The following is a 20,377-nucleotide window of genomic DNA, read 5'->3' on the forward strand; positions in this document are numbered from 1 at the left end:
TGCCCGCCCACCCTCGCGGGACACGCCGCAAGTACGTCCATGTAGGCTCTTACGCGGCATCCATGCCGCGTAAGGTCCCGCGACGGTGGGCGGGCAAGGACCAGTCGAGATGGTCGGTGTGCATAGTTTTCAGTAAAGCAACCGACAAACTCCCTGGTGCGGTGTCCTTGCCGATTGCGGGACCGTGTGGCGGCATGGATGCCGCCACCGAGCCCCCAGGACGGGTTCACGGCGTGTCCCGCGAGCGGTGAGGGCACCGCGCGCTCGACCGACCAGGCTTCTGACGCGACCCTCCGGTGCGGTGAGGGCACCGCGCCCTCGACCGACTAAGCTTCTGACTCGCTCAATCAAGATCGGCGCAATTGAGAGCTCCCAGCGGATGGCGCCGCCGGGCAGCCGGCAGCGGTCCCTTACAATGGCCGCCTGTTCCCGACCCGATGATCCGATGGCTGGCCCGCACGACGCCCCACTTCAAACCCTGTTCCTGCCCTTCGCCCAGGGCGTGCTGCCGTGGCCGAAAGGCCCGGTGTTGTTCCTGCGCGCGCGCGATGGCTTTGCGCTGAGCGAGCATGCCGCCGCCGATACGCTGACCTGCGAGCAGAGCTTTCGGCCGTTCGCCGAGGCGCTGGAGCGCAGCGGCTGGAACGTGCGCGAAGAGAGCGACATCGAGGCCGACAGCACCCGCTACGCACTGGTGCTGGTGCTGCCGCCGCGTCAGCGCGAAGAAGCGCGTGCGTTGTTTGCGCGCGCCGTGGCGCTGACCGCGCCGGGTGGCCGCGTGGTGGCCTGCCAGTCCAACAACGAGGGCGCGCGCTCGGGCGAAGCCGATCTGCGTCAGCTCACCGGCCTGGCCGGCAGCCTGACCAAGCACCATTGCCGCACCTACTGGAGCGCCCCGTTGCCGGCCGACACCGATGTGGCGCTGCAGGCGCGCTGGGCCGCGCTGGATGCGCCGCGCAAGATTCTGGACGGGCGCTTCGTCAGCCGCCCGGGCGTGTTCGCCTGGGACCGCATCGATCCTGCCTCTGCGCTGTTGGTCGAGCATCTGCCGACCACGCTGGCCGGGCACGGCGCCGATCTGGGTGCGGGCTTTGGCTATCTGTCGGCCGAAGTGCTGGCGCGTTGCCCCAAGGTCACCGCGCTGGATCTGTACGAGGCCGAGGCGCGCGCACTCACCCTGGCGCAGCGCAATCTGCAGGGCATCGCGCATCCGGCGCAGCTGCAGTACCACTGGCACGACGTCACCGCCGGCCTGGTGGCGCAGTACGACTTCATCGTCAGCAATCCGCCGTTCCACACGCCTTCGCGTGCCGATCGCCCGGATATCGGGCAGCGCTTCATCTCGGTGGCCGCGCAGGCGCTGCGCCCGGGCGGGCAGTTGTTGCTGGTCGCCAACCGGCATCTGCCTTACGAATACGTGCTCAACGAAAGCTTCGGGCAGGTACGCGTGGCCGCCGAACGCCACGGTTTCAAGCTGATTTCTGCCATCCGCGGCCGTGGAGCGCGCGCATGAAGCTGGTCAAGCACATCGCCAATCTCGGTTATGGCAGCCGCAAGCAGGTGACCCAGCTGTTTCGCCAGGGCGCGGTCACCGATGTCCAGGGCGAGGTGCTGTATGCCGACGACCAGGTGGAGCACGACGCGATCCGCATCGATGGCGAGCCGCTGGATCCGCCGCCGGGTTTCAGCCTGTTGCTGCACAAACCCAGCGGCTACACCTGCTCGACCAAGGACACCGGCCGGCTGATCTACGAGTTACTACCGCTGCGCTTCCGTTCGCGCGCGCCGGTGCTGGCACCGGTAGGGCGGCTGGATCGCGAAACCAGCGGCATGCTACTGATGACCGACGACGGCGCGCTGCTGCACCGGATCATTTCGCCCAAGTCCGCATTGGACAAGGTGTACGACGTCACCCTGGCGGAAGACTTGCGTGGCGACGAAGCCGCGCTGTTTTCCAGCGGCACGTTGCTGCTGGAAGGCGAAACCAAACCATTGCTGCCGGCCGAACTGGATGTGCTCGGCTCACGCGAAGCGCGCCTGACCTTGCACGAGGGCCGCTACCACCAGGTGCGGCGCATGTTTGCCGCCGCCGGCAATCATGTGGTGGCGCTGCACCGCAGCCGCATCGGCGGGCTGTCGTTGGAAGGCCTGCCGTCAGGGCAATGGCGCACGCTGGAAGCGCCCGATCTTGAGGTCTTGTTCGGCCGCAGCGAGCAGGCATGATCGATGCCCCACAGGTCCCGCAAGCAGTGAGAACACCGCGCCCGCCAACGTGTTCGTGTGCTGATGGGGACCACGAAGACGGCCGCGCTCGCCTGGCGGTGCACGTCGTTTTGTCGCCCCGCTCCAAGTAGCTAACCTGCGACAGACCTTTAGACGTACTGCATCTTGCGCGACATGCCGCCATCGACAACGAAGTCCTGCCCGGTCACAAAGCCGGACAGCTGCGGCGACAGCAGATACACCGCCAGCTGCGCGATGTCTTCCGGCGTGCCCACCCGGCCGGCCGGGTGTTGTGCATGGTCGCGGCGCGAGAGTTTGGGCGTGCGCCTGCGCTGCGGTGCACGCCAGGCATCGGTGCTGATCCAGCCCGGGCTGATGCTGTTGACGCGCACCTGCGGGCCTTCGCTCAGCGCCAATGCATGCGTGAAGGCCACCAAACCACCCTTGGCGGCGGCATAGGCTTCGCTATGCGGCTCCGATTGCCAGGCGCGGGTGGAGGCGATGTTGACGATCGCACCGCCGCCCTCGGCTTGCGCCAGTGCGGGCAAGGCCTGCTTGCTGCACAAAAATGCGCCATGCAGGCTCGCCAGCCGGCGATTCCACTCGTCCCACTCCAGTTGCGGCAAGGGTGCAACATGCGGATCGGCCACGCCTGCGTTGTTGACCAGGCCATCGAGGCGACCGAAGCGTTTGAGTGCCGTGGCGATCAAACGCGTTGCCTGGGGTTCGCGCGCGGCATCGCAACGCACGAAGGCGCTGCGTTGCGGCAGTGCCCACTCGTGCAGACAGGCCTTGCCGGCCTCGGCATCCAGATCGCCGATCACCACGCTGCCGCCTGCGCCCAGCACCGCCTGCGCAATGCCGCGGCCGATGCCTTGCGCGCCACCGGTGATCACCACCACGCGGTCCTGCAGCGGGGACGGGTTCCATGCGGAAACAGCCGGAATCAAGGGCATCGGAGCATCGCGTCAGTGAGGTCGTCGGCACTGTAGCGCGTGCGTTGTGGTGGTCGCAGCAAGATGCGCGCGCGGGCTGTCGCTGCATCGACTGCACTTGCCTGCGCGCGCCGTGTCTCGGCTGATCAGTGCGTCGATGCGTTCAACAGACGTTCCCAGCCATCCTGGCCCAGGCGTTCCAGCGTCTCGATATTGCGCTCGACGATGACGTCCGGGTCGGGGAAGGCGGCCACCGCACGCTCCACGCTGTCTTCGCGCAGCAGGTGCAAGGTGGGGAAGGGCGAGCGGTTGGTAAAGTTGGCCACATCGTCCACGGCCGCGCCTGCGAACTGATAGTCCGGATGGAAGCTGGCCACCTGCAATACGCCGTCCAGATCCAGCGCTTCCACCGCCGCATCGGCGTTATCCAGGAAGTCGTTGTAATCCAGGAAATCGGTGAGCACGTCCGGATGCACGATCAAGGTGGTGTCGATCTGCTCTGCTGGCGTGTCGCGCAGCAACACCAGTTCTTCGGCCAGTTGTTCGAGCAGCGCTTCGGGCGTGCTGGCGTCGCTGAGGACCAGGCGCACCTGCTCCTTGACGTAGACCGCCTTGGCGAACGGGCACAGGTTCAAACCGATCACCGCGCGCTCGATCCACTGGCGGGTGGCGGTCAACGGGTCAAGCGTGGAAGGCGTGGACGTCATCGTGGCGGCTGCGTGATGGAGCGTCAGTGTATGCGATCGGTATTTTCGCGGCCGCGCGCGGTTGTTCCGGTATCCGGGTGAAGCAGACGCGAGCGATGGCGGCGCGCCCTGTCACTGCAACGTGCAGTTCGGCCTTGGCGGCGCTGGTCTATCGAGTCTCGGTTTGCGCAGGAGCTACCACATGCTCGCGCAGAAACGCGATCGATGCCTGTGCAACCGCATCGGCATGCGGGGTTTTGTGCGGCGAACCGATCGCATGCGCGCCGGTGTCGAATGCCATCGCCTGTTTGTGGCTTGCCGCGGTGCCGAGCGCATCGAACATGGCCAGCATTGCCGGCACCGAGGCGGTGGGATCTTCGTCGCCGTTGGCCGCGCGGTAGTAGCCAACAAACACCGGGCAGCGCACACGCGACCACGGAGGATCGGCGGCCACGCTCGCGAACAAGCTGCGCAGCGCGCGGAATCCATCCGGGTGGATGATATTCGACCAGAATGCCAAGGATGCGGCGTTGCGTGGGCGTGGATCGGTCAATGGCGCCTGCGCCGCGCAGACCTGATCGAGCAGTGCAGGGTCTGCAGGCCGGATGCCGGGCGACCATGCGACGACCGCAGCCACCGCGTCGGGCTGTTGCGCCGCAAGCCATAACCCCAGCGTGCCGCCCATCGACGAGCCGACGATCGCCACGCGCTCGCCCATCCGCTGCGCCTGCGCCAATGCTTGCAGTGCCGATGCCTGCAACGCGGCAGGCGTGAGTCCTTGCATCGCGTCGGCCGCGCTGCATCCATGCCCAGGCCAACGATGCACGTACAGGTTGGCGCCCAACGCATCGGCCATCTGTTCGGGCAGTGCGCCGGCTTCGCCCGGGCTGGCGGTGAAGCCGTGCAGGTACAGCAGCGCCAGCGGTGTGCGTGCCTGCGCCGCATGTTGCCAGTGGCAGCGTGCGGCGTTGCCAGGCTTGAGGTCAGTGCTGTCGATGGTTAGCTCAGTCGCGAAAATTATCGAACTGCAGCGGAAGCTCGAAATCGGCTTTCTTCAGCAGCGCCATCGCATCTTGCAGATCGTCGCGCTTCTTGCCGCTCACACGCAGCTTGTCGCCATTGATCTGCGCTTCCACCTTGAGCTTGGCTTCCTTCAATTTGGCCACCAGCTGCTTGGCCTGCTTCTGCTCGATGCCCTGCTTGACGGTGACCTTCTGGCGCGCACCGGCCAGATTGGTTTCCATATCGCCGAACTCAAGGCAACGCACGTCGATGCCGCGTGCCAGCAGGCGTGCGCGCAGGATGTCGGTCATCTGCTTGACCTGGAAATCGCTGGGCGCGGACTGGTTGATCACCTTGTCGTCTTCCAGCTCGAACCTGGCTTCCACGCCCTTGAAATCGAAGCGCGTATCCAGCTCGCGATTGGCCTGATCCACCGCATTGGTCAGTTCGTGCTTGTCGACTTCGGAGATCACGTCGAAGGAAGGCATGCAAAGCTCCTGCTATCTGAAAACAGCCGCCATTCTAGGGCATCGCGTCGTGCGTACTGTCGAGACGGGGGTTGGCGGTCGGTGCGCAGGCGCAGCGATAATGCGTCATGCCCAACACCCGTTCTCCGCTTCCCGCCATCGCCTGGATGGTGGCCGCCGTGGCCTGTTTCTCGCTGATGGATGCGGGCATGAAGCTGCTGTCTGCGCATTACCCACCGCTGCAGGTCACCTTGTTGCGCGGCGCCGCATCGCTGCCGTTCGTACTGGTGTGGGTGTTCGCCACCGCAGGGCCGCGTTCGATCGTGCCGGTGCGCTGGGGCCTGCACCTGCTGCGCGGGGTGCTGGGCATGGTGATGATTGGTTGCTTCGTCTACGGCCTGAAGCGCATGCCGCTGTCCACCGCCTACACGCTGTATTTCGTGGCGCCGTTGCTGGTGGCGGCGCTATCGGTGCCGCTGCTGGGCGAGCATGTGGGCCCGCGACGCTGGACCGCCATTGGCATCGGCCTGGTCGGAGTCATCGTGGTGCTGCGCCCGGGCGTGGATGGCCTGATCTCGCTGCCGGGCCTGATGGTGCTGCTGGCGGCCACTGCCTACGCCATCGCGGCCATCACCGTGAGCCTGTTGACGCGTACCGATACCCCGCAGGCGATGGTGGTGTGGTTTCTGCTGTTCATGGCGATCGGTGCCGGCCTGCTGGCGATCCCCGGCTGGATGCCGTTGCGGAGCGAGCACACCTGGTTGATCGCCGGCATGGGCCTGGCCGGGGCGCTGGGGCAGATTGCGCTGACCCAGGCCTTCCTGCGCGGCGAGGCCTCGATGATCGCGCCGCTGGAATACACCGGCCTGGTCTGGGTGATCGGCTGGGATTGGCTGCTGTGGCAGACCCTGCCAGACAACTGGACCTGGACCGGCGCCGGCATCATCGTCGCCAGCGGGCTGTATTTGTTGCGCCGGGAGCGGATTCGGAAGGCCGACAGGCCGCCACCGTTGGATAGGCCGTGATTGGGGATTGGGGATTCGCTAGAGCACGGCAAGGCGCTTTGGCTGTTACGACTCCCCAATCCCGACTCCCCACTCCCTACCTTAGAACTCAATGGAATATCGTCCGCAAACATTGACTGGTAGGCTTCACGGCCCCCCAATCGGCCACGCGCGGTGATCCAGTTTCAGCGCCTGCACAAGTCTTATTCCGTTGACGGTCGCCAGATCGTGGCGCTGCACCCGCTCGATCTGCGGATCGGCCCCGGCGAAGTGTTCGGCATCATCGGCCATTCCGGTGCCGGCAAATCCACGTTGATCCGGCTGATCAACCGGCTGGAAGAACCCAGCGGCGGGCGCCTGCTGATCGGCGACGAGGACGTCACCGCGCTGGACAGCCAGGGCCTGCGCACGCTGCGCCGCCGTATCGGCATGATCTTCCAGCACTTCAACCTGCTGTCTTCGCGCACCGTGGCCGGCAATGTGGCGTTTCCGCTGGAACTGGCCGGCACCCCGCGCGCGGAGGTCGATGCGCGTGTGGCCGAGCTGCTGGCGCGGGTCGGGCTGGAACAGCACGCCAACAAGTATCCGGCGCAGTTGTCCGGCGGGCAGAAGCAGCGCGTGGGCATTGCGCGCGCGCTGGCCACCCGGCCGCAGATCCTGCTTTGCGACGAGGCCACCAGCGCGCTGGACCCGCAGACCACCGCCTCGGTGCTGCAACTGCTGGCGCAGATCAACCGCGAGCTGGGCCTGACCATCGTGTTGATCACCCATGAAATGGACGTGATCCGCCGCGTCTGCGACCGCGTGGCAGTGCTGGACGCCGGCAAGCTGGTCGAAACCGGCCCGGTGACCGAGGTGTTCCTGCATCCGCAGCACGCCACCACCCGGCGCTTTGTCTCCGAAGCCGAGCACGTGGACGAAGCCGAGCTGCATCGCGACTTCGCTGCGGTGGGCGGGCGCATCGTGCGGCTGACCTTCCTGGGCAATGGCACCTACGAACCGGTGCTGGGCCGCATCGCGCGCGAGACCGGCGTGGACTACAACATCCTGTCCGGGCGCGTGGACCGCATCAAGGACACCCCGTACGGCCAGCTCATCGTCGCCTTGACCGGCGGCGACCATAACGCGGCACGTGCCGGCTTCGTCGCGGCCGGTGTGCAAGTGGAGGATCTGCGCGTATGACTCTGTTGATCGCCACTGCCAATGGGTTCTTCCGCAATCTCGATGCCGGCAAGTGGGGCGATATCGGCCAGGCCACGCTCGACACCTTGCTGATGCTGGCCGGCGCGCTGCCGCTGACGTTGTTGATCGGCCTGCCGCTGGGCGTGGCGCTGTTCCTGTGCGGCGCGCCCCAACTACGCCGCCGCCCGGTGCTGTACGGCGCACTCGCGGCGCTGATCAATCTGCTGCGCTCGGTGCCTTTCATCATCCTGATGATTGCGATGATTCCGCTCACGCTGATGCTGATGGGCACCTCGTTGGGCGTGCGCGGCGCGATCCTGCCGTTGGTGGTCGGTGCTGCGCCGTTCTATGCGCGGCTGGTGGAAACCGCCTTGCGCGAGGTGGACCGCGGCATTATCGAAGCCAGCCAGGCGATGGGCGCCACCACGTGGCAGCTGGTGCTGCGCGTGCTGCTGCCCGAAGCGCGCCCAGGGCTGATTGCCGGTGCCACCGTGACCACCATCGCGCTGATCGGCTTCACTGCGATGGGCGGTGCGATCGGCTCCGGCGGCCTTGGCGATGTGGCGTATCGCGAAGGCTACCTGCGCTCGCATTCGGATGTCGCGCTGGTCACCGTGATCGCCCTGCTGGTGCTGGTGCAGTTGTTGCAGATGCTGGGCGACCGGCTGGTGGCGCGTTACAGCCGGCGCTGAGGTCGGCTGCGACCGGGTGCCGCGTGGCGCGGAGGGTCACGCACGAAACATGGGCTTGCGAATCGCCGCTGCACCCGCGGTCTGCTAGGTTTAGCTCCTGCGGCAGCGCCGCCTTCCTCCTCCCACGGACCCCTACATGAGCACATTCGCGTTTCGTTCCCTCCTGGCTGCGGCCACGCTGGCGTTGGCCTCCTGCGGCGGTAACGGTGGCAGTAGCGGCGGCGACACGCTGACCGTGGCCGCCACCGCGGTGCCGCATGCCGAGATCCTGGAGGTGGTCGAACCGTTGCTGGCCAAGCAGGGCCTGAAACTGGACGTGCGCGTGTTCAACGACTACGTGCAGCCCAACGACCAGGTGGTGCAGAAGCAGATCGACGTCAATTATTTCCAGACCGAGCCGTATCTGGACGCCTACAACCGCGACCGCAAGAGCCAGCTGGTGACCGTGGTCGGCGTGCATATCGAACCGTTCGGTGCGTATTCGCGCCGGTTCAAGACGCTGGCCGAACTGCCCACGGGCGCGGACGTGGTGATTCCCAACGACCCGAGCAACAACAGCCGCGCGCTGATCCTGCTCGACAAGGCCGGCTTGATCAAACTCAAGGATCCCAGCAACGCGTTGTCCAGCCAGCGCGACATCGTCGAGAACCCCAAGCAGCTGAAGTTCCGCGAGCTCGATTCGGCAATGCTGCCGCGTGTGCTTGATCAAGTCGATCTGGCGCTGATCAACACCAACTACGCACTCGACGCCGGCCTCAACCCGACCCGCGATGCGCTGGCGATCGAAAGCAAGGACTCGCCGTACGTAAACTTCCTGGTGGCGCGCCCGGACAACAAGGACGATGCGCGCGTGCAGAAGCTCGCCAAGGCCTTGACCAGCCCGGAAGTGAAGGCCTTCATCGAGCAGAAGTACAAAGGCGCGGTGTTGCCGGCATTTTAAGAGCGGCCATCAACACGGCTGTGCAGTGGCCAGGCGGGTGCGATCGGTACCCGTCGCGGCACGCATTCCGCGTGCACTGCGGTCCTGAGCGCGCCGTCCACGTCCGCCTGACGTGCGCCCGCGACGTTTTGCTAACCACTTTTCGCCGCAACTGAGCATCTGATGCCACTTCTCCTCGCTATTCCGCTGGCCGTGATCATCGCTCTGGCGGTGTTCGCTGTGCTGTTTCCGTTGTCGCTGGTGCAGCGCTTCCGTGTCGGTACTGCGCGGCGACAGGCGCGTGGCTGGTTGTTGATGATCAATCTGGCCTCGGCTGCGCTCTCCAATGTGTTGTTCGTCATTTTCGCGCTGGTTGCTGCGGCGTTCTGGCCCGGCGCGATCAGCCACGCCGCATTCGGCTGGGCCTGCGGGCTGGCCTTGGGTCTGCTGGCGTTGCGGTTGACCCGCTTCGAGCGCACCCAGCAGGGCCTGTTTTACCGGCCCAATCTGTGGCTGGTGCTCGCAGTGACGGCGTTGGTGGTGGTACGCGTCATCGCCGGCATGGTGCAGGGCTGGCGCAGCGCCTGGCAGGGCGTGGCCTGGCCCACGGAAGGCTGGCTCAGTCATGCCAGTCTGCTGGGCGCGGCCGGCGTGCTGCTTGGATATGCGCTCGCGTATGCCACCTTGCTGTGGTGGCGTTGGCGCAGTGCGCGCCTGCGCGGTAGCGTCTACTGGCGGTGAGCTGGCGCCTGCACGTGAGGGCATGTCGATGCTTCGCTGGCACCGGCACCGGCGGCACTCACACTGGCACGCAGTAGGCACCGTCGCGGGAACCGCCCATCCCGCCCGGCAGTTGCACGTAGAACGCGCGCGATTCAGCGCTCCGAAATGTGTAGAGCGCCGCGCTTCCCACGCATAAAAAAACGGGCCTTGCGGCCCGTTTTTCTTCAACTGACACTTAGCTTGCTCGAACGTGCTTAGAAGCGCGCGCCGACACCGAAGCCGACGGTCCACGGATCCAGTTCCAGCTCGCTGCCGGTGCCCTGGCCGCCTTCGCGCAGTTCCGGACGCGAACGCATGTAGCGAGCGTCGGCACGTGCGAACCAGGTGGAGTTGATGTTCATGTCCACGCCGACGGTGCCGATGACACCCTTGGCGGTGTCCAGGCCCACGTGTTGGCCGCTGGCTGAGGCCGCGTCGATCTTCTCGTTGCTGAAGTTCGACTCGTAGTAGCCCACGCCCACGAACGGACGGAACACGTTATCGGCCTGGCCGAAGTGGTACTGGCCGCTGATGGCGATCGGCTGCTGCTCGACGGTACCGACCTTGCCCACGCCATCGGCGTTGACGCGGTGGTTGAACTTGTCGGCTGCGCCCCACAGTTCAACGGCCCAGTTGTCGTTGATGTAGTAGCTGGCGCTCAGCGTCGGCGCCGGGCCGCCATCGACGTCCAGGCCCGGAGCCGGGTCGTTCTTCGGCTTGATCAGGGCCACACCGCCGACCACTGCCCAATGCTTGCCAGAGGCGCTATCGGCGCTGGTGGAAGCCGAGGAGGTGTCACCGGTATAGGTGGTGTCTTGTGCAAAAGCGGACGGCGCAAACGCAAGTGCGGATACAGCAGCCAGGCTCAGGATGGAAATGGAACGCATTGGGGGTCTCCTCGTGTTCTTGTTGGGCCCGTGGAGTGGGCCGCGCCAAAGCTATTCCTGAAAATCTGAATCCACGCCCACCCGCAGCTCGCTAAAATTTCGTTTGTTCAGCAAGTTTCCGAAGAAGGCCGTGGTTGCGACATGCAAGCTGAAAAAGACATTCACCCAGGTGCGATCGCCGTGACGAAAAACGGCGTGTTGCAAGGCCTGCCAGCGCACATTCCTGACGATTGCCGTGTCTTGGTGCTCGGTTCGATGCCCGGCAACGCCTCGCTGGACGCGGCGATGTACTACGCGCACCCACGCAATCGGTTCTGGCCGTTGATGCAGGCGTTGTTGGGTATCGATGCAAGCGTTGCGTATGCCGAGCGTCTGGAGGCGTTGGCGCACTGCGGCGTCGGCGTGTGGGATGTGATCGGCCAATGCGAACGGCGCGGCAGCCTGGATACGGCCATCGTCGCCAGCAGCATCGTGGTCAATCCGTTGGCGGCGCGCCTGGCGACGCTGCCGCAGCTGCGCGCGGTGGCCTGCAATGGTGCCGCTGCGGCGCAGGCGTGGCGTCGGCACGTGCACCCGCTGTTGCCAACGCAGTGGCAGGCAGTGCCGGTCTGGGCGTTGCCGTCCACCAGTCCGGCCAACGCAGCGTGGTCGCTGCAGCGGTTGTGCGACGCCTGGCAGCCGTTGCGCGATGCGTTGGACTAGCGATCTTGGCCAGGCATGCATCGACGTCGTGATCGAAGACATGCCCATGATCGAGACACGAGCGAGGCGCATGATGCCGGTCGAGCGATGTGCACGCGTTTTAGCGGCTTGAACCAACGTGCATACCAACTGCAGCGCCGATTTGACCGGCTGCGGCACCGCTATCGGCCAGAAGTCATGCCAGCGTCCGGCACAGGCACGCGCCCGGCACGCGCGGGCATGCTGTACCCAATGCACAACGGAGCAGCGCGATGACGAGCAAGCACGGATTGACGATGGCGCTAGGGCTGCTAGCAGGCATGTTCGGTGTCGTGGACGCGGCAGCGGCCGAAGACCTGCACTGCGAAGTCAGCAGCGACTACGACCTCACGCTCAACCCGCGCAGCCTGATCCTGATCCGCGAATCGGGCACGCCGCAGCGCCTGGTGATGCGCCAGGGCGCGTTGTTCGTCGACGACCGCTGGGTGGCGCTGAGCGCGGACGATCGCGCACGCTTGATCCAGTTCGAGCGCCAGACCCGCGACGTGGTACCGCTGGCGCAGGAGGTCGGGCGCGAAGCGGCCGATATCGCCGTCACCGCGCTGGGCGAAGTGGCGGCCGGTTTCAGCCGCACCCCGGAGGCCACCCGCACCCAGATGGCGAACGTGCGCGAGAAGATCGATACGCGCCTGAAGCAGAGCTTCAGCAAAAGCCAGCTCACCACGATCGATATCGATGACGACATCGGCGCGATGGTGGCCGAGCTGCTGCCGCAACTGATCGGCGATGTCGTCGCCGGTGCGGTGCAGTCGGCACTGACCGGAAACGATGTGCAGCTGCGGTCGCCGGATGGCGTGGAAAAGCGCATCGAGCGCCTGATCGAGCCGCAGGCGCGTGCGTTGCGGCCGCGCGCGCAGCAGTTGTGCGAGCGGGTGGAAGCGCTCGATGGCTTGGACAATGCGCTGGCGTATCGTTTGCCCTCGGGCGAGCCACTGCAACTGTTGCGGGTCGATCGACGCGCCTCGAAATGATCCAGCGCGTGCGTGCGCAAACGCTGCATCCCACCCGGTGCGCGACTTTTTCCACGGCAATGGTTGGCGCTGCGGCCCGCAGCCGGCCACAATAGGGGTTTCCCCATTCTGTTGCCGGAGTTCCCCGTATGGCCGAAATCAAGGAAGCACTTGTCCCCGATATCGGTGACTACAGCGATGTCCCGGTAATCGAGGTGCTGGTGTCGGTCGGCGATACGGTCAGCAAGGACCAGAGCCTGGTCACGCTGGAATCGGACAAGGCCACGATGGAAGTGCCCTCGTCGGTGTCCGGCGTGGTCAAGGAAATTAAGGTTAAGGTCGGCGATTCGCTGTCGCAGGGCGCGCTGGTCGCGTTGATCGAAGTGGCCGATGCCGGTGCCGAAACCGCGGCTGCCCCCGCTCCGGCGGCTGCGCCCGCTGCTCCGGCCAAGGCCGCGCCGGCTGCCGCCCCGGCGCCTGCCGCCAAGGCTGAGCCGGCCGCGCCTGCCGCATCCTCGGAAGGCGGCCTGGTCGAGGCGCTTGTGCCCGACATCGGCGACTACACCGACATCCCGGTGATCGAAGTGCTGGTCGCCGTTGGCGATACCGTCGCCAAGGACCAGAGCCTGGTCACGCTGGAGTCGGACAAGGCCACGATGGAAGTGCCGTCCTCGGCCGCCGGTGTGGTCAAGGAACTCAAGGTCAAGGTCGGCGACACGCTCTCGCAGGGCAATGTGGTCGCCATCATCGCTGCCAGCGATGGCGGTGCTGGTGCGGCGCAGTCCCCGGCCAAGCCCAGCACCGAGACCGCCGAAACGGCGGGCAAGGTCGAGCCGGTCGCGGTGTCTGCGGTACCGGACAAGCTGGCCCAGCGCGAGATCGCGCAGGTACAGGGCGCGCGCTCCAGCGAGGCGTCGCAGCCTGCACAGGGCGGCCAGCCGTCGGCGGGCAACCCGTCCAGCCCACCGGTGACCTTCGATGCCGACAGCGTGCTGCCATCCAAGGTGGCCTACGCCAGCCCGGTGGTGCGCGTGTTCGCACGCGAGCTGGGCGTGGATCTGAACCAGCTCAAGGGCAGCGAAAAGGGCGGGCGCATCACCCGTGAGGACGTGCAGCGCTTCGTCAAGGCCGCACTCAGTGGCGGCGTGGCTGCCGCGGCCGGTGCAGCGCCGGCCGGTGGTGGCAATGGCTTGAACCTGCTGGCCTGGCCGAAGGTGGACTTCAGCAAGTTCGGCGAGACCGAAACCCAGCCCCTGTCGCGCATCAAGAAGATTTCCGGTGCCAACCTGGCACGCAACTGGGCGATGATTCCGCACGTCACCCAGTTCGAATCGGCCGACATCACCGACCTGGAAGCCCTGCGCGTGGCCCTCAACAAGGAAAACGAGAAGGCCGGCATCAAGCTGACCATGCTCGCCTTCCTGGTCAAGGCCAGCGCCGCGGCGCTGAAGAAATTCCCCGAGTTCAACGCCTCGCTCGATGCAGCCGGCGAAAACCTCACGCTGAAGAAGTACATCAACATCGGTTTTGCCGCCGACACCCCGAACGGCCTGGTCGTGCCGGTGATCCGCGATGTCGACAAGAAGGGCGTGCTGCAGATCGCCCAGGAAAGCGGCGAGCTGGCCAAGAAGGCGCGTGACGGCAAGCTCGGCCCGGCCGACATGAGCGGCGGCTGCTTTTCGATCAGCTCGCTCGGCGGCATCGGTGGTACGGCGTTCACGCCGATCATCAATGCGCCGGAAGTGGCGATCCTGGGCGTGTCCAAGTCGGCGATGCAGCCGGTGTGGAACGGCAAGGAATTCGCGCCCAAGTTGATGCTGCCGTTGTCGTTGAGCTACGACCACCGCGTCATCGACGGCGCGCTGGCCGCACGCTTCACCACCTATCTCGCCCAGGTGTTGGCCGACATGCGACGCGTCCTGCTGTGAGAGCGGCGCTGCTGACGCTCGCCCTGCTGGGCGTTCTGCCGTGCACGGCTGCGGCAGCTCGCGAGTGTGAGAGCACGCTCGGGCGCGGCTGGCCGCCGGCGGTGGGCAACTACGGCACCGCGGTCACCACGCTGCTCGATGCTGGTGGCAAGCCGAGCTTGTCGTTGCTCACGCTGCCCACCCGCGGCGTGGAAAGCGGCATCTCGCTGCTGCCGGGCAAGGACGGCGCCGACTGGACCCTGCGCCACAGCCGTGCCGACGAGCGCGTCTACAGCTGGGTCAGCCAGAGCGATCGCGGCAGCGTGCAGTTCCGTACCGAGCAGACCCCGGAAACGGTGGAAATTCCGATTCCGGCAGCGTTGGCAAAGCGCCTGGTCAGCAACTGGACCGCCGCATTGACCCAGCTCGCACCGACCGGACGCACCGCGCCGGTGAGCGAGGGAGAGGTGCTGTCGTTCCAGGTCGATGGCGTGCGCTACAGCGGCGCGCGTCCGGGCTGCGGCGCCGGCGAGTTGCTGGTGCAGCAGGCCGCGTTGCTGATCGAAGCCAGCGAAGGCAAGCAAAAGAAGCGCGACAAGCGCTGGATCCAAATCGAATCGTCGCTGGATGAACTCCAGCAGACGCTTGCCGGCACGGCCGGTTGAGCCACAGGAGAAGCAAATGGCGGTCATTGAAATCAAGGTTCCAGACATCGGCGATTACAGCGATGTCCCCGTCATCGAAGTGCTGGTCGCCGTCGGCGACAGCGTGGTCAAGGATCAGGGCCTGGTAACGCTGGAATCGGACAAGGCCACGTTGGAAGTGCCGTCCTCGGCCGCCGGTGTCGTCAAGGAGCTCAAGATCAAGGTCGGCGACAACCTGTCCGAAGGGGCGGTCGTGCTGCTGCTGGAAACCGAAGGCGAGGCCGCCGCACCGGCTGCGCCCGCCAAGGCCGACACCAAGCCTTCGCCGGCTGCTGCAGCACCGGCCGCCGCGCCGGGCAGCAAGCCGCCGGTGACGCCCTCGCATCGTGCCCCGGCCGAACCGGCGCCGTCCAAGCCGGCGCTGGCCAGCGGCAAGCCGGCCGATATCGAATGCAAGATGGTGGTGCTTGGCGCCGGCCCCGGCGGCTACACCGCCGCGTTCCGCGCCGCCGACCTTGGCCTGGATACGGTGCTGATCGAGCGCTACGCCAGCCTGGGCGGGGTCTGCCTCAACGTCGGCTGCATCCCGTCCAAGGCGCTGCTGCATGCCGCTGCGGTGATCGATGAAGTGGCGCATGCCGGCGATTTCGGCGTGGACTTCGGCCAGCCCAAGATCACCCTGGACAAGCTGCGCGAGTACAAGGAAAAAGTGGTCGGCAAGCTCACCGGCGGCCTGGCCAGCATGGCCAAGCAGCGCAAGGTGCGCACCGTCACCGGTGTGGCCAGCTTCGTCTCGCCCAACGAGCTGGAGATCGTCGGCGACGACGGCAAGACCCAGCTGCTGCGCTTCGAGCACTGCATCATCGCCGCCGGTTCGCAGGCGGTGAAGTTGCCGAACTTCCCCTGGGACGACAAGCGCGTGATGGACTCCACCGACGCGCTGGAGCTGCACGACATCCCCAAGACCCTGCTGGTGGTCGGCGGCGGCATCATCGGCCTGGAAATGGCCACGGTGTACAGCGCGCTCGGCAGCAAGGTCACCGTGGTCGAGTTCATGGACCAGCTGATGCCGGGCGCCGACAAGGACCTGGTCAAGCCGCTGGCCGACCGCCTGAAGAAGCAAGGCGTGGAAGTCCATCTCAAGACCAAGGCCACCGACGTCAAGGCCGACGCCAGCGGCATCACGGTGTCGTTTGAAGCCGCGACCGAAGGCGAAAAGCCGGGTCTGCAAGCGACCGCCTACGATCGCGTGCTGGTCGCTGTGGGCCGCACGCCCAACGGCAAGAAGATCGGCGCCGACAAGGCCGGCGTCACCGTCACCGAGCGCGGCTTCATCCCGGCCGATCGGCAGATGCGCACCAACGTGCCGCATATCTTCGCCATCGGCGACATCGTCGGTAACCCGATGCTGGCGCACAAGGCCACCCACGAAGGCAAGCTGGCCGCCGAAGTGGCTGCCGGCGAGAAGAAGGAATGGGTGGCTCGGGTGATTCCGTCGGTCGCTTACACCAACCCGGAAATCGCCTGGGTCGGCGTGACCGAAACCGAAGCCAAGGCCAAGGGCCTGAAGGTCGGCGTGGCCAAGTTCCCGTGGGCCGCCAGTGGCCGCGCAATCGGCATCGGCCGCACCGAGGGCTTCACTAAACTGATCTTCGATGAAGAAACGCATCGGGTGATCGGTGGCGCCATCGTCGGCGTGCATGCCGGTGATCTGCTGGCCGAAATTGGTCTGGCCATCGAAATGGGCGCGGAAGCCGAAGACATCGGCCACACCATCCACGCGCATCCGACCCTGAGCGAATCGGTCGGCATGGCCGCCGAAGTCTACGACGGCACCATCACCGATCTGTATATCCCGAAGAAGAAGTAAGCACCGCCCATGCGGCGCTACCAACGACGCCCCGCCTTGCGCGGGGCGTCGTCGTTTGGGCATGCTGCCAGGACGGGCTGCACGGTATGCCAAGGGATTGCAGCCGATACAGGGAGAGACACTGCATGCGCTACGGAATGCTGGGAATGGTGATGCTGTGCAGCGTCGCGGCGGTGTCTGCCGCCTGCGCACAAGAACCGGAAAATCCTCAATTGGCCGCTGCGTTGGCAAAGTGCCCGGGGGCCGAAACGTTCGATCGTGCGCAACGGCAGGCAAAAGCGCGTGCCGAGGCAGCGCGCGCATCCGAACTCGCAACGCCTTCCGATCCGGCGCTACGCGCGCGTCTGCTGGAGATGGAGCGCGCCGACCAACTGGTCCGCAGTGGCGATTGGTCGCAAGCGGCCGTGACCAAGATGGCCGCCGTGGATGCCGCGCACCTACCGCAGATTCGCCGCATCGTTGCCGAGCACGAAGGCCTGCCGAGCGCGGCCCAGGTGGGGCGCGATGGTGTCGCTGCAGCCTGGCTGCTGGTGCAGCATGCCGATACCGATCCTGCGTTTCAGGAGCAGGTATTGAGCACGCTGGCACAACACGTTACGCGCGGCGAAATTCCGGCACGCTCTCTGGTGCTGTTGACCGACCGCGTCCTTGTCGGCAACGGCAAGCCGCAACGCTATGGCACTCAGCTGGCCGCGCAGCAGGGCCGCTGGGTGCCCAAGCCCATTGAGGATCCGGATCGCGTGGATATGCGCCGTGCGGCTGTGGGCGAGATGCCGCTGGCCGATTACATCTGCGTAGCCGCACAGCTCTTTCCGGCGCCATAAAAGGCCTCTACACCAACGCCCCAAAAACGCAAAAGGCCCGCAAAAAGCGGGCCTTTTGGGTTCAACGGTGGGTGTAACTCAGAACGCGAACGTCACGCCTGCAACCGGGCCCTTGAACTCCTGCTTCAAACCGATCAGGCCATCGCTGCCGCGCTGGTCGACGTCGAGCTTGAACCAGTCGTAGCCGGCGAACAGGCCGAAGTTCTTGGTAAAGCGGTATTCGGCAATCGCGTTGGCGCGGCTCAGGTCGCCCTTGTAATCGTCGAAGTTGCCCCAGCTGGTGTTGAGGTACTGACCCTGCACGTTGAACAGCCAATGCTCGCTCGGACGTGCGGTGAAGCGGATACCGACCACCGGCGCAACGCCGTCGGCCTTCTCGTCGAGCACGTCGCCGCTGAACACGCTGCCCAGATCGGCATAGGCGTTGGCTTCGACCTTGGCGTATTCGGCACCGAGCTGCAGGCCCAGGCTGAATTCCGGCGAATCGATAACCGAGTAGTCGTAAACCAGGGTGGCGACCTGGTACTTCAGCTCACCCTTGATGAAGCTGCCCGTCGGCACGGTGATGCCGCCGCCGCTCAGATCCTGGGTCAGGGTCTCGCGGCGATCCTTGTCGTACTTGAAGTAATCGAAGATCAGGCGCTGACGGGTGCTGATGCGGAACACGCCATCGACACGCGGCTCCCATTCCTTGCCGCCGAGCTTGAAATCTTCATTGACCGACACGTTGTTGCCTGCCACCAGCGTGTTGCCACGGATGGTGTTGTCGTTGTCGACGTTCATCGCACCGAGACGGATCTGGAAGCGATCATCGGTGTCTTCGGCATGGGCAGGCGCGGCGTAAGCGGCAGCCAGTACGCACGGGATGACCAGTGCGAGAAGGTGTTTCATGGGGAGCTCCATAGTTCTAAGAGAGGCAGGCAACCGACCTGTGGCGCGCACTATCGATAAAATGGTGTCGTTCACAAGTGAACGAGCTGTCGATTCGATGTGAAGGCCGAAATAGCAATCGGACAAAACGGTCCGGTGCCGCGGGCAGTTCGACTTTAGTCGTGCGCCGCGCAATCGAGGCGCCAATAACGAAACGATGCGGCTGGTATCGCGCCAGGAACGCGTCGATTGGACCGCCGATGGGAAGGTCGCAGGGTGCGACAAAATGCGTAAAAAGCAGGAGCCCCGGTCTCCCGGGGCTCCTAGACGCAGCCTGCGGCAGTACCTTTCGACGAGGATGTGCAGGCCTCGTAGGTTATGACCGTCTGTTTGTGGCAAAGTTCCCACCGCTGCCGCAGCACCTGTATGGTGCGCCGCAGCAGCCAGTGACTTCTGCCGGTTGTCTCGCAATTTGTCCCATTGCTATACTTTCGCGGCTCGACGAGGCGCATCTGCGCTTCCCACTCATTCACACGTAAGGTAACCGTAGTGCTGAACTCCGTTGACGCGGGTCGGCGGTTGATGCTGCGCGCTGCGGTATATCCGCTTGCCGCTGTAGCTATAACCAGTCTGGGGTTGCTGTTGGTCGGTCCCCGTTACGCTGCCGGTCTGGCATTGACCGGGTTTGCGACGGTGCTGGGCGGTTGGGTGGCAGCACGGACCGCGCTAGGTGGCGGTATTCAGGCAGCCGGCATTGCCATGGTCCGGCTGATTCTGGCAATGGTGTTGAAGTGGGTGTTGGTTTTCGTGGCGCTGGCGCTTGGCTTCGGCCTGTGGCGGCTGCCTCCTCTGGCTTTGTTGGCGGGTATCGCCATCGGGCTGATTTTTCAGGTTCTGGCTCTGGCCAGGCGTTGATTCGAACTTAAAGGGCTCCGGACACATGGCGGGCGAGGCAGCAACACCTACCTCCTATATCCAGCATCACTTGCAGAACCTGATCTATCCGGTTCGCGAGGGTGGCGGTACGTTTTGGACCATCCACGTCGACACCCTGGTCATGGCCGTGCTGATGGGCCTGGTGATGGTCGTCGGCTTCTGGACGGCGACCCGCAATGCCACCGCCGGCGTGCCCTGCAAGTGGCAGGCGTTCGTGGAAATCTGCCTGGAGTTCGTCGACCGGCAGGCCAAGGACACCTACCACGGCACCAGCAAGCTGGTGACCCCGATCGCGATCACGATCTTCTTCTGGATCCTGTTGATGAATCTCATCAAGATGATCCCGGCCGACTTCATTGCCATCCCGCTGGGCTGGGCCGGCATCCACGCCTGGAAGCCGGTGCCGACCGCCGACGTCAATGCCACCTTGGGCATGTCGATCAGCGTGTTCTTCCTGATGATCTTCTTCTCGCTGCGCTCAAAGGGCGTGGGCGGCATGACCAAGGAATTCCTGACGGCGCCGTTCGGCAAGTGGATGATGCCGTTCAACCTGCTTTTGAACATCGTCGAGTGGCTGAGCAAGCCGATTTCGTTGGCGATGCGACTGTTCGGCAACATGTTCGGCGGCGAGATCGTCTTCCTGCTGATCTGGGTGCTGGGCGGTGCGGGCATCGCCGGCATGGTTGCTGGCGGCGTATTCGGCCTCGGCTGGATGCTGTTCCACCTGTTGGTGATTCCGCTGCAGGCCTTCATTTTCATGATGCTGTCGATCGTGTATCTGAGCCTTGCCGAAGACAGTCACTGAGTTTGCTGCACCCTTCATCTGCTTCATCCCGATTCATCCATCACCCTTAGAAACTTTCGTTCGGAGATCAC

The 20,377-nt window shown here is 65.2% G+C and carries 21 protein-coding genes and 1 other RNA gene; 16 read left to right on the plus strand and 6 right to left on the minus strand.

Annotated elements, in window-relative coordinates; genetic code table 11:
* The first annotated feature begins 445 nt into the window (after nt 1–445).
* Both ABS769_RS09290 and ABS769_RS09295 read left to right on the plus strand, forming a co-directional pair.
* Nucleotides 446–1,513 (plus strand): class I SAM-dependent methyltransferase, encoded by a 1,068-nt coding sequence (locus ABS769_RS09290; RefSeq protein WP_317060105.1) that lies wholly within the window; start codon nt 446–448, stop codon nt 1,511–1,513.
* On the plus strand, nt 1,510–2,223 hold the full coding sequence (locus ABS769_RS09295) for a pseudouridine synthase (protein WP_317060103.1): 714 nt from the start codon (nt 1,510–1,512) through the stop codon (nt 2,221–2,223). The genes ABS769_RS09290 and ABS769_RS09295 overlap by 4 nt, the downstream gene beginning before the upstream one ends.
* Before the next feature lie 149 nt (nt 2,224–2,372).
* Here ABS769_RS09295 and ABS769_RS09300 read toward each other — a convergent pair whose 3' ends face one another.
* The 4 genes from ABS769_RS09300 to ABS769_RS09315 all read right to left on the minus strand — a co-directional run bounded on the left by ABS769_RS09300 (nt 2,373) and on the right by ABS769_RS09315 (nt 5,334).
* Nucleotides 2,373–3,179 carry an SDR family oxidoreductase gene (locus ABS769_RS09300; RefSeq protein ID WP_317060102.1) on the minus strand — a complete coding sequence of 269 codons (807 nt, stop codon included), beginning with the start codon at nt 3,177–3,179 and terminating at the stop codon, nt 2,373–2,375.
* A gap of 125 nt (nt 3,180–3,304) precedes the next feature.
* Nucleotides 3,305–3,865, minus strand: coding sequence for a DUF1415 domain-containing protein (locus ABS769_RS09305; protein WP_006450406.1), 561 nt, complete (start codon nt 3,863–3,865; stop codon nt 3,305–3,307).
* Between the two features lie 148 nt (nt 3,866–4,013).
* A complete protein-coding gene (locus tag ABS769_RS09310) occupies nt 4,014–4,841 on the minus strand; it encodes an alpha/beta hydrolase (protein WP_317060118.1) in 828 nt (275 codons plus the stop codon).
* A gap of 7 nt (nt 4,842–4,848) precedes the next feature.
* Nucleotides 4,849–5,334 (minus strand): YajQ family cyclic di-GMP-binding protein, encoded by a 486-nt coding sequence (locus ABS769_RS09315; protein ID WP_006450408.1) that lies wholly within the window; start codon nt 5,332–5,334, stop codon nt 4,849–4,851.
* A gap of 107 nt (nt 5,335–5,441) precedes the next feature.
* Between ABS769_RS09315 and ABS769_RS09320 the strand changes: the two genes are divergently transcribed.
* The 6 genes from ABS769_RS09320 to ABS769_RS09345 all read left to right on the plus strand — a co-directional run bounded on the left by ABS769_RS09320 (nt 5,442) and on the right by ABS769_RS09345 (nt 9,851).
* Nucleotides 5,442–6,338 carry a DMT family transporter gene (locus tag ABS769_RS09320; RefSeq protein WP_317060101.1) on the plus strand — a complete coding sequence of 299 codons (897 nt, stop codon included), beginning with the start codon at nt 5,442–5,444 and terminating at the stop codon, nt 6,336–6,338.
* Nucleotides 6,339–6,491: 153 nt separating this feature from the next.
* Nucleotides 6,492–7,499 carry a methionine ABC transporter ATP-binding protein gene (locus tag ABS769_RS09325; RefSeq protein WP_023902439.1) on the plus strand — a complete coding sequence of 336 codons (1,008 nt, stop codon included), beginning with the start codon at nt 6,492–6,494 and terminating at the stop codon, nt 7,497–7,499.
* A complete protein-coding gene (locus ABS769_RS09330) occupies nt 7,496–8,191 on the plus strand; it encodes a methionine ABC transporter permease (protein ID WP_104550637.1) in 696 nt (231 codons plus the stop codon). Before ABS769_RS09325 ends, ABS769_RS09330 begins: the two co-directional genes overlap by 4 nt.
* Before the next feature lie 136 nt (nt 8,192–8,327).
* Nucleotides 8,328–9,131: a MetQ/NlpA family ABC transporter substrate-binding protein gene (locus tag ABS769_RS09335; RefSeq protein ID WP_317060100.1), complete on the plus strand. Its 804-nt coding sequence runs from the start codon at nt 8,328–8,330 to the stop codon at nt 9,129–9,131.
* 60 nt (nt 9,132–9,191) lie between these two features.
* Nucleotides 9,192–9,268, plus strand: a non-coding RNA gene (locus ABS769_RS09340) — sX9 sRNA.
* Nucleotides 9,269–9,293: 25 nt separating this feature from the next.
* The gene (locus tag ABS769_RS09345) at nt 9,294–9,851 is read left to right on the plus strand and encodes a hypothetical protein (RefSeq protein ID WP_006450413.1); all 558 of its coding nucleotides are present in this window, start codon (nt 9,294–9,296) and stop codon (nt 9,849–9,851) included.
* Between the two features lie 236 nt (nt 9,852–10,087).
* Here the strand turns inward: ABS769_RS09345 and ABS769_RS09350 are convergent, their stop codons facing one another.
* Nucleotides 10,088–10,759, minus strand: coding sequence for an OmpW/AlkL family protein (locus ABS769_RS09350; protein ID WP_006450414.1), 672 nt, complete (start codon nt 10,757–10,759; stop codon nt 10,088–10,090).
* Nucleotides 10,760–10,900: 141 nt separating this feature from the next.
* Here ABS769_RS09350 and ABS769_RS09355 point away from each other — a divergent pair, with 141 nt between their 5' ends.
* The 6 genes from ABS769_RS09355 (at nt 10,901) to ABS769_RS09380 (ending at nt 17,695) form a co-directional block, all read left to right on the plus strand.
* A complete protein-coding gene (locus ABS769_RS09355) occupies nt 10,901–11,461 on the plus strand; it encodes a DNA-deoxyinosine glycosylase (protein ID WP_317060099.1) in 561 nt (186 codons plus the stop codon).
* 251 nt (nt 11,462–11,712) lie between these two features.
* The gene (locus ABS769_RS09360) at nt 11,713–12,471 is read left to right on the plus strand and encodes a DUF2884 family protein (protein WP_317060098.1); all 759 of its coding nucleotides are present in this window, start codon (nt 11,713–11,715) and stop codon (nt 12,469–12,471) included.
* 128 nt (nt 12,472–12,599) lie between these two features.
* On the plus strand, nt 12,600–14,378 hold the full coding sequence (locus tag ABS769_RS09365) for a dihydrolipoyllysine-residue acetyltransferase (RefSeq protein WP_317060097.1): 1,779 nt from the start codon (nt 12,600–12,602) through the stop codon (nt 14,376–14,378).
* On the plus strand, nt 14,375–15,022 hold the full coding sequence (locus tag ABS769_RS09370) for a hypothetical protein (RefSeq protein WP_317060096.1): 648 nt from the start codon (nt 14,375–14,377) through the stop codon (nt 15,020–15,022). The genes ABS769_RS09365 and ABS769_RS09370 overlap by 4 nt, the downstream gene beginning before the upstream one ends.
* 16 nt (nt 15,023–15,038) lie before the next feature.
* Nucleotides 15,039–16,871, plus strand: coding sequence for a dihydrolipoyl dehydrogenase (gene lpdA, locus ABS769_RS09375; protein ID WP_317060094.1), 1,833 nt, complete (start codon nt 15,039–15,041; stop codon nt 16,869–16,871).
* 125 nt (nt 16,872–16,996) lie between these two features.
* Nucleotides 16,997–17,695 (plus strand): DUF6624 domain-containing protein, encoded by a 699-nt coding sequence (locus tag ABS769_RS09380; RefSeq protein WP_317060093.1) that lies wholly within the window; start codon nt 16,997–16,999, stop codon nt 17,693–17,695.
* A gap of 78 nt (nt 17,696–17,773) precedes the next feature.
* Here the strand turns inward: ABS769_RS09380 and ABS769_RS09385 are convergent, their stop codons facing one another.
* The gene (locus ABS769_RS09385) at nt 17,774–18,586 is read right to left on the minus strand and encodes a hypothetical protein (RefSeq protein ID WP_162498308.1); all 813 of its coding nucleotides are present in this window, start codon (nt 18,584–18,586) and stop codon (nt 17,774–17,776) included.
* Nucleotides 18,587–19,114: 528 nt separating this feature from the next.
* On the opposite strand from ABS769_RS09385, the gene ABS769_RS09390 reads away from it, so the two are divergent.
* Together ABS769_RS09390 and atpB are read left to right on the plus strand one after the other, a co-directional pair.
* The gene (locus ABS769_RS09390; RefSeq protein ID WP_005920882.1) at nt 19,115–19,480 is read left to right on the plus strand and encodes a hypothetical protein; all 366 of its coding nucleotides are present in this window, start codon (nt 19,115–19,117) and stop codon (nt 19,478–19,480) included.
* A gap of 25 nt (nt 19,481–19,505) precedes the next feature.
* Complete coding sequence (gene atpB / locus ABS769_RS09395) at nt 19,506–20,306, plus strand: F0F1 ATP synthase subunit A (protein ID WP_317060092.1); 801 nt, start codon at nt 19,506–19,508, stop codon at nt 20,304–20,306.
* The last annotated feature ends 71 nt before the right edge of the window (nt 20,307–20,377 follow it).

Source organism: Xanthomonas hortorum (assembly GCF_040279205.1).
GTDB classification, from domain to species: domain Bacteria; phylum Pseudomonadota; class Gammaproteobacteria; order Xanthomonadales; family Xanthomonadaceae; genus Xanthomonas; species Xanthomonas hortorum_F.

Coding starts and splice junctions, on each gene's coding strand:
- ABS769_RS09335 (WP_317060100.1), top strand. CDS start 8,328: ATGAGCACATTCGCGTTTCGTTCCCTCCTGGCTGCGGCCACGCTGGCG.
- ABS769_RS09355 (WP_317060099.1), top strand. CDS start 10,901: ATGCAAGCTGAAAAAGACATTCACCCAGGTGCGATCGCCGTGACGAAA.
- ABS769_RS09350 (WP_006450414.1), bottom strand. CDS start 10,759: ATGCGTTCCATTTCCATCCTGAGCCTGGCTGCTGTATCCGCACTTGCG.
- ABS769_RS09365 (WP_317060097.1), top strand. CDS start 12,600: ATGGCCGAAATCAAGGAAGCACTTGTCCCCGATATCGGTGACTACAGC.
- ABS769_RS09320 (WP_317060101.1), top strand. CDS start 5,442: ATGCCCAACACCCGTTCTCCGCTTCCCGCCATCGCCTGGATGGTGGCC.
- ABS769_RS09385 (WP_162498308.1), bottom strand. CDS start 18,586: ATGAAACACCTTCTCGCACTGGTCATCCCGTGCGTACTGGCTGCCGCT.
- ABS769_RS09295 (WP_317060103.1), top strand. CDS start 1,510: ATGAAGCTGGTCAAGCACATCGCCAATCTCGGTTATGGCAGCCGCAAG.
- ABS769_RS09305 (WP_006450406.1), bottom strand. CDS start 3,865: ATGACGTCCACGCCTTCCACGCTTGACCCGTTGACCGCCACCCGCCAG.
- ABS769_RS09345 (WP_006450413.1), top strand. CDS start 9,294: ATGCCACTTCTCCTCGCTATTCCGCTGGCCGTGATCATCGCTCTGGCG.
- lpdA (WP_317060094.1), top strand. CDS start 15,039: ATGGCGGTCATTGAAATCAAGGTTCCAGACATCGGCGATTACAGCGAT.
- ABS769_RS09330 (WP_104550637.1), top strand. CDS start 7,496: ATGACTCTGTTGATCGCCACTGCCAATGGGTTCTTCCGCAATCTCGAT.
- ABS769_RS09315 (WP_006450408.1), bottom strand. CDS start 5,334: ATGCCTTCCTTCGACGTGATCTCCGAAGTCGACAAGCACGAACTGACC.
- ABS769_RS09300 (WP_317060102.1), bottom strand. CDS start 3,179: ATGCCCTTGATTCCGGCTGTTTCCGCATGGAACCCGTCCCCGCTGCAG.
- ABS769_RS09360 (WP_317060098.1), top strand. CDS start 11,713: ATGACGAGCAAGCACGGATTGACGATGGCGCTAGGGCTGCTAGCAGGC.
- atpB (WP_317060092.1), top strand. CDS start 19,506: ATGGCGGGCGAGGCAGCAACACCTACCTCCTATATCCAGCATCACTTG.
- ABS769_RS09290 (WP_317060105.1), top strand. CDS start 446: ATGGCTGGCCCGCACGACGCCCCACTTCAAACCCTGTTCCTGCCCTTC.
- ABS769_RS09380 (WP_317060093.1), top strand. CDS start 16,997: ATGCGCTACGGAATGCTGGGAATGGTGATGCTGTGCAGCGTCGCGGCG.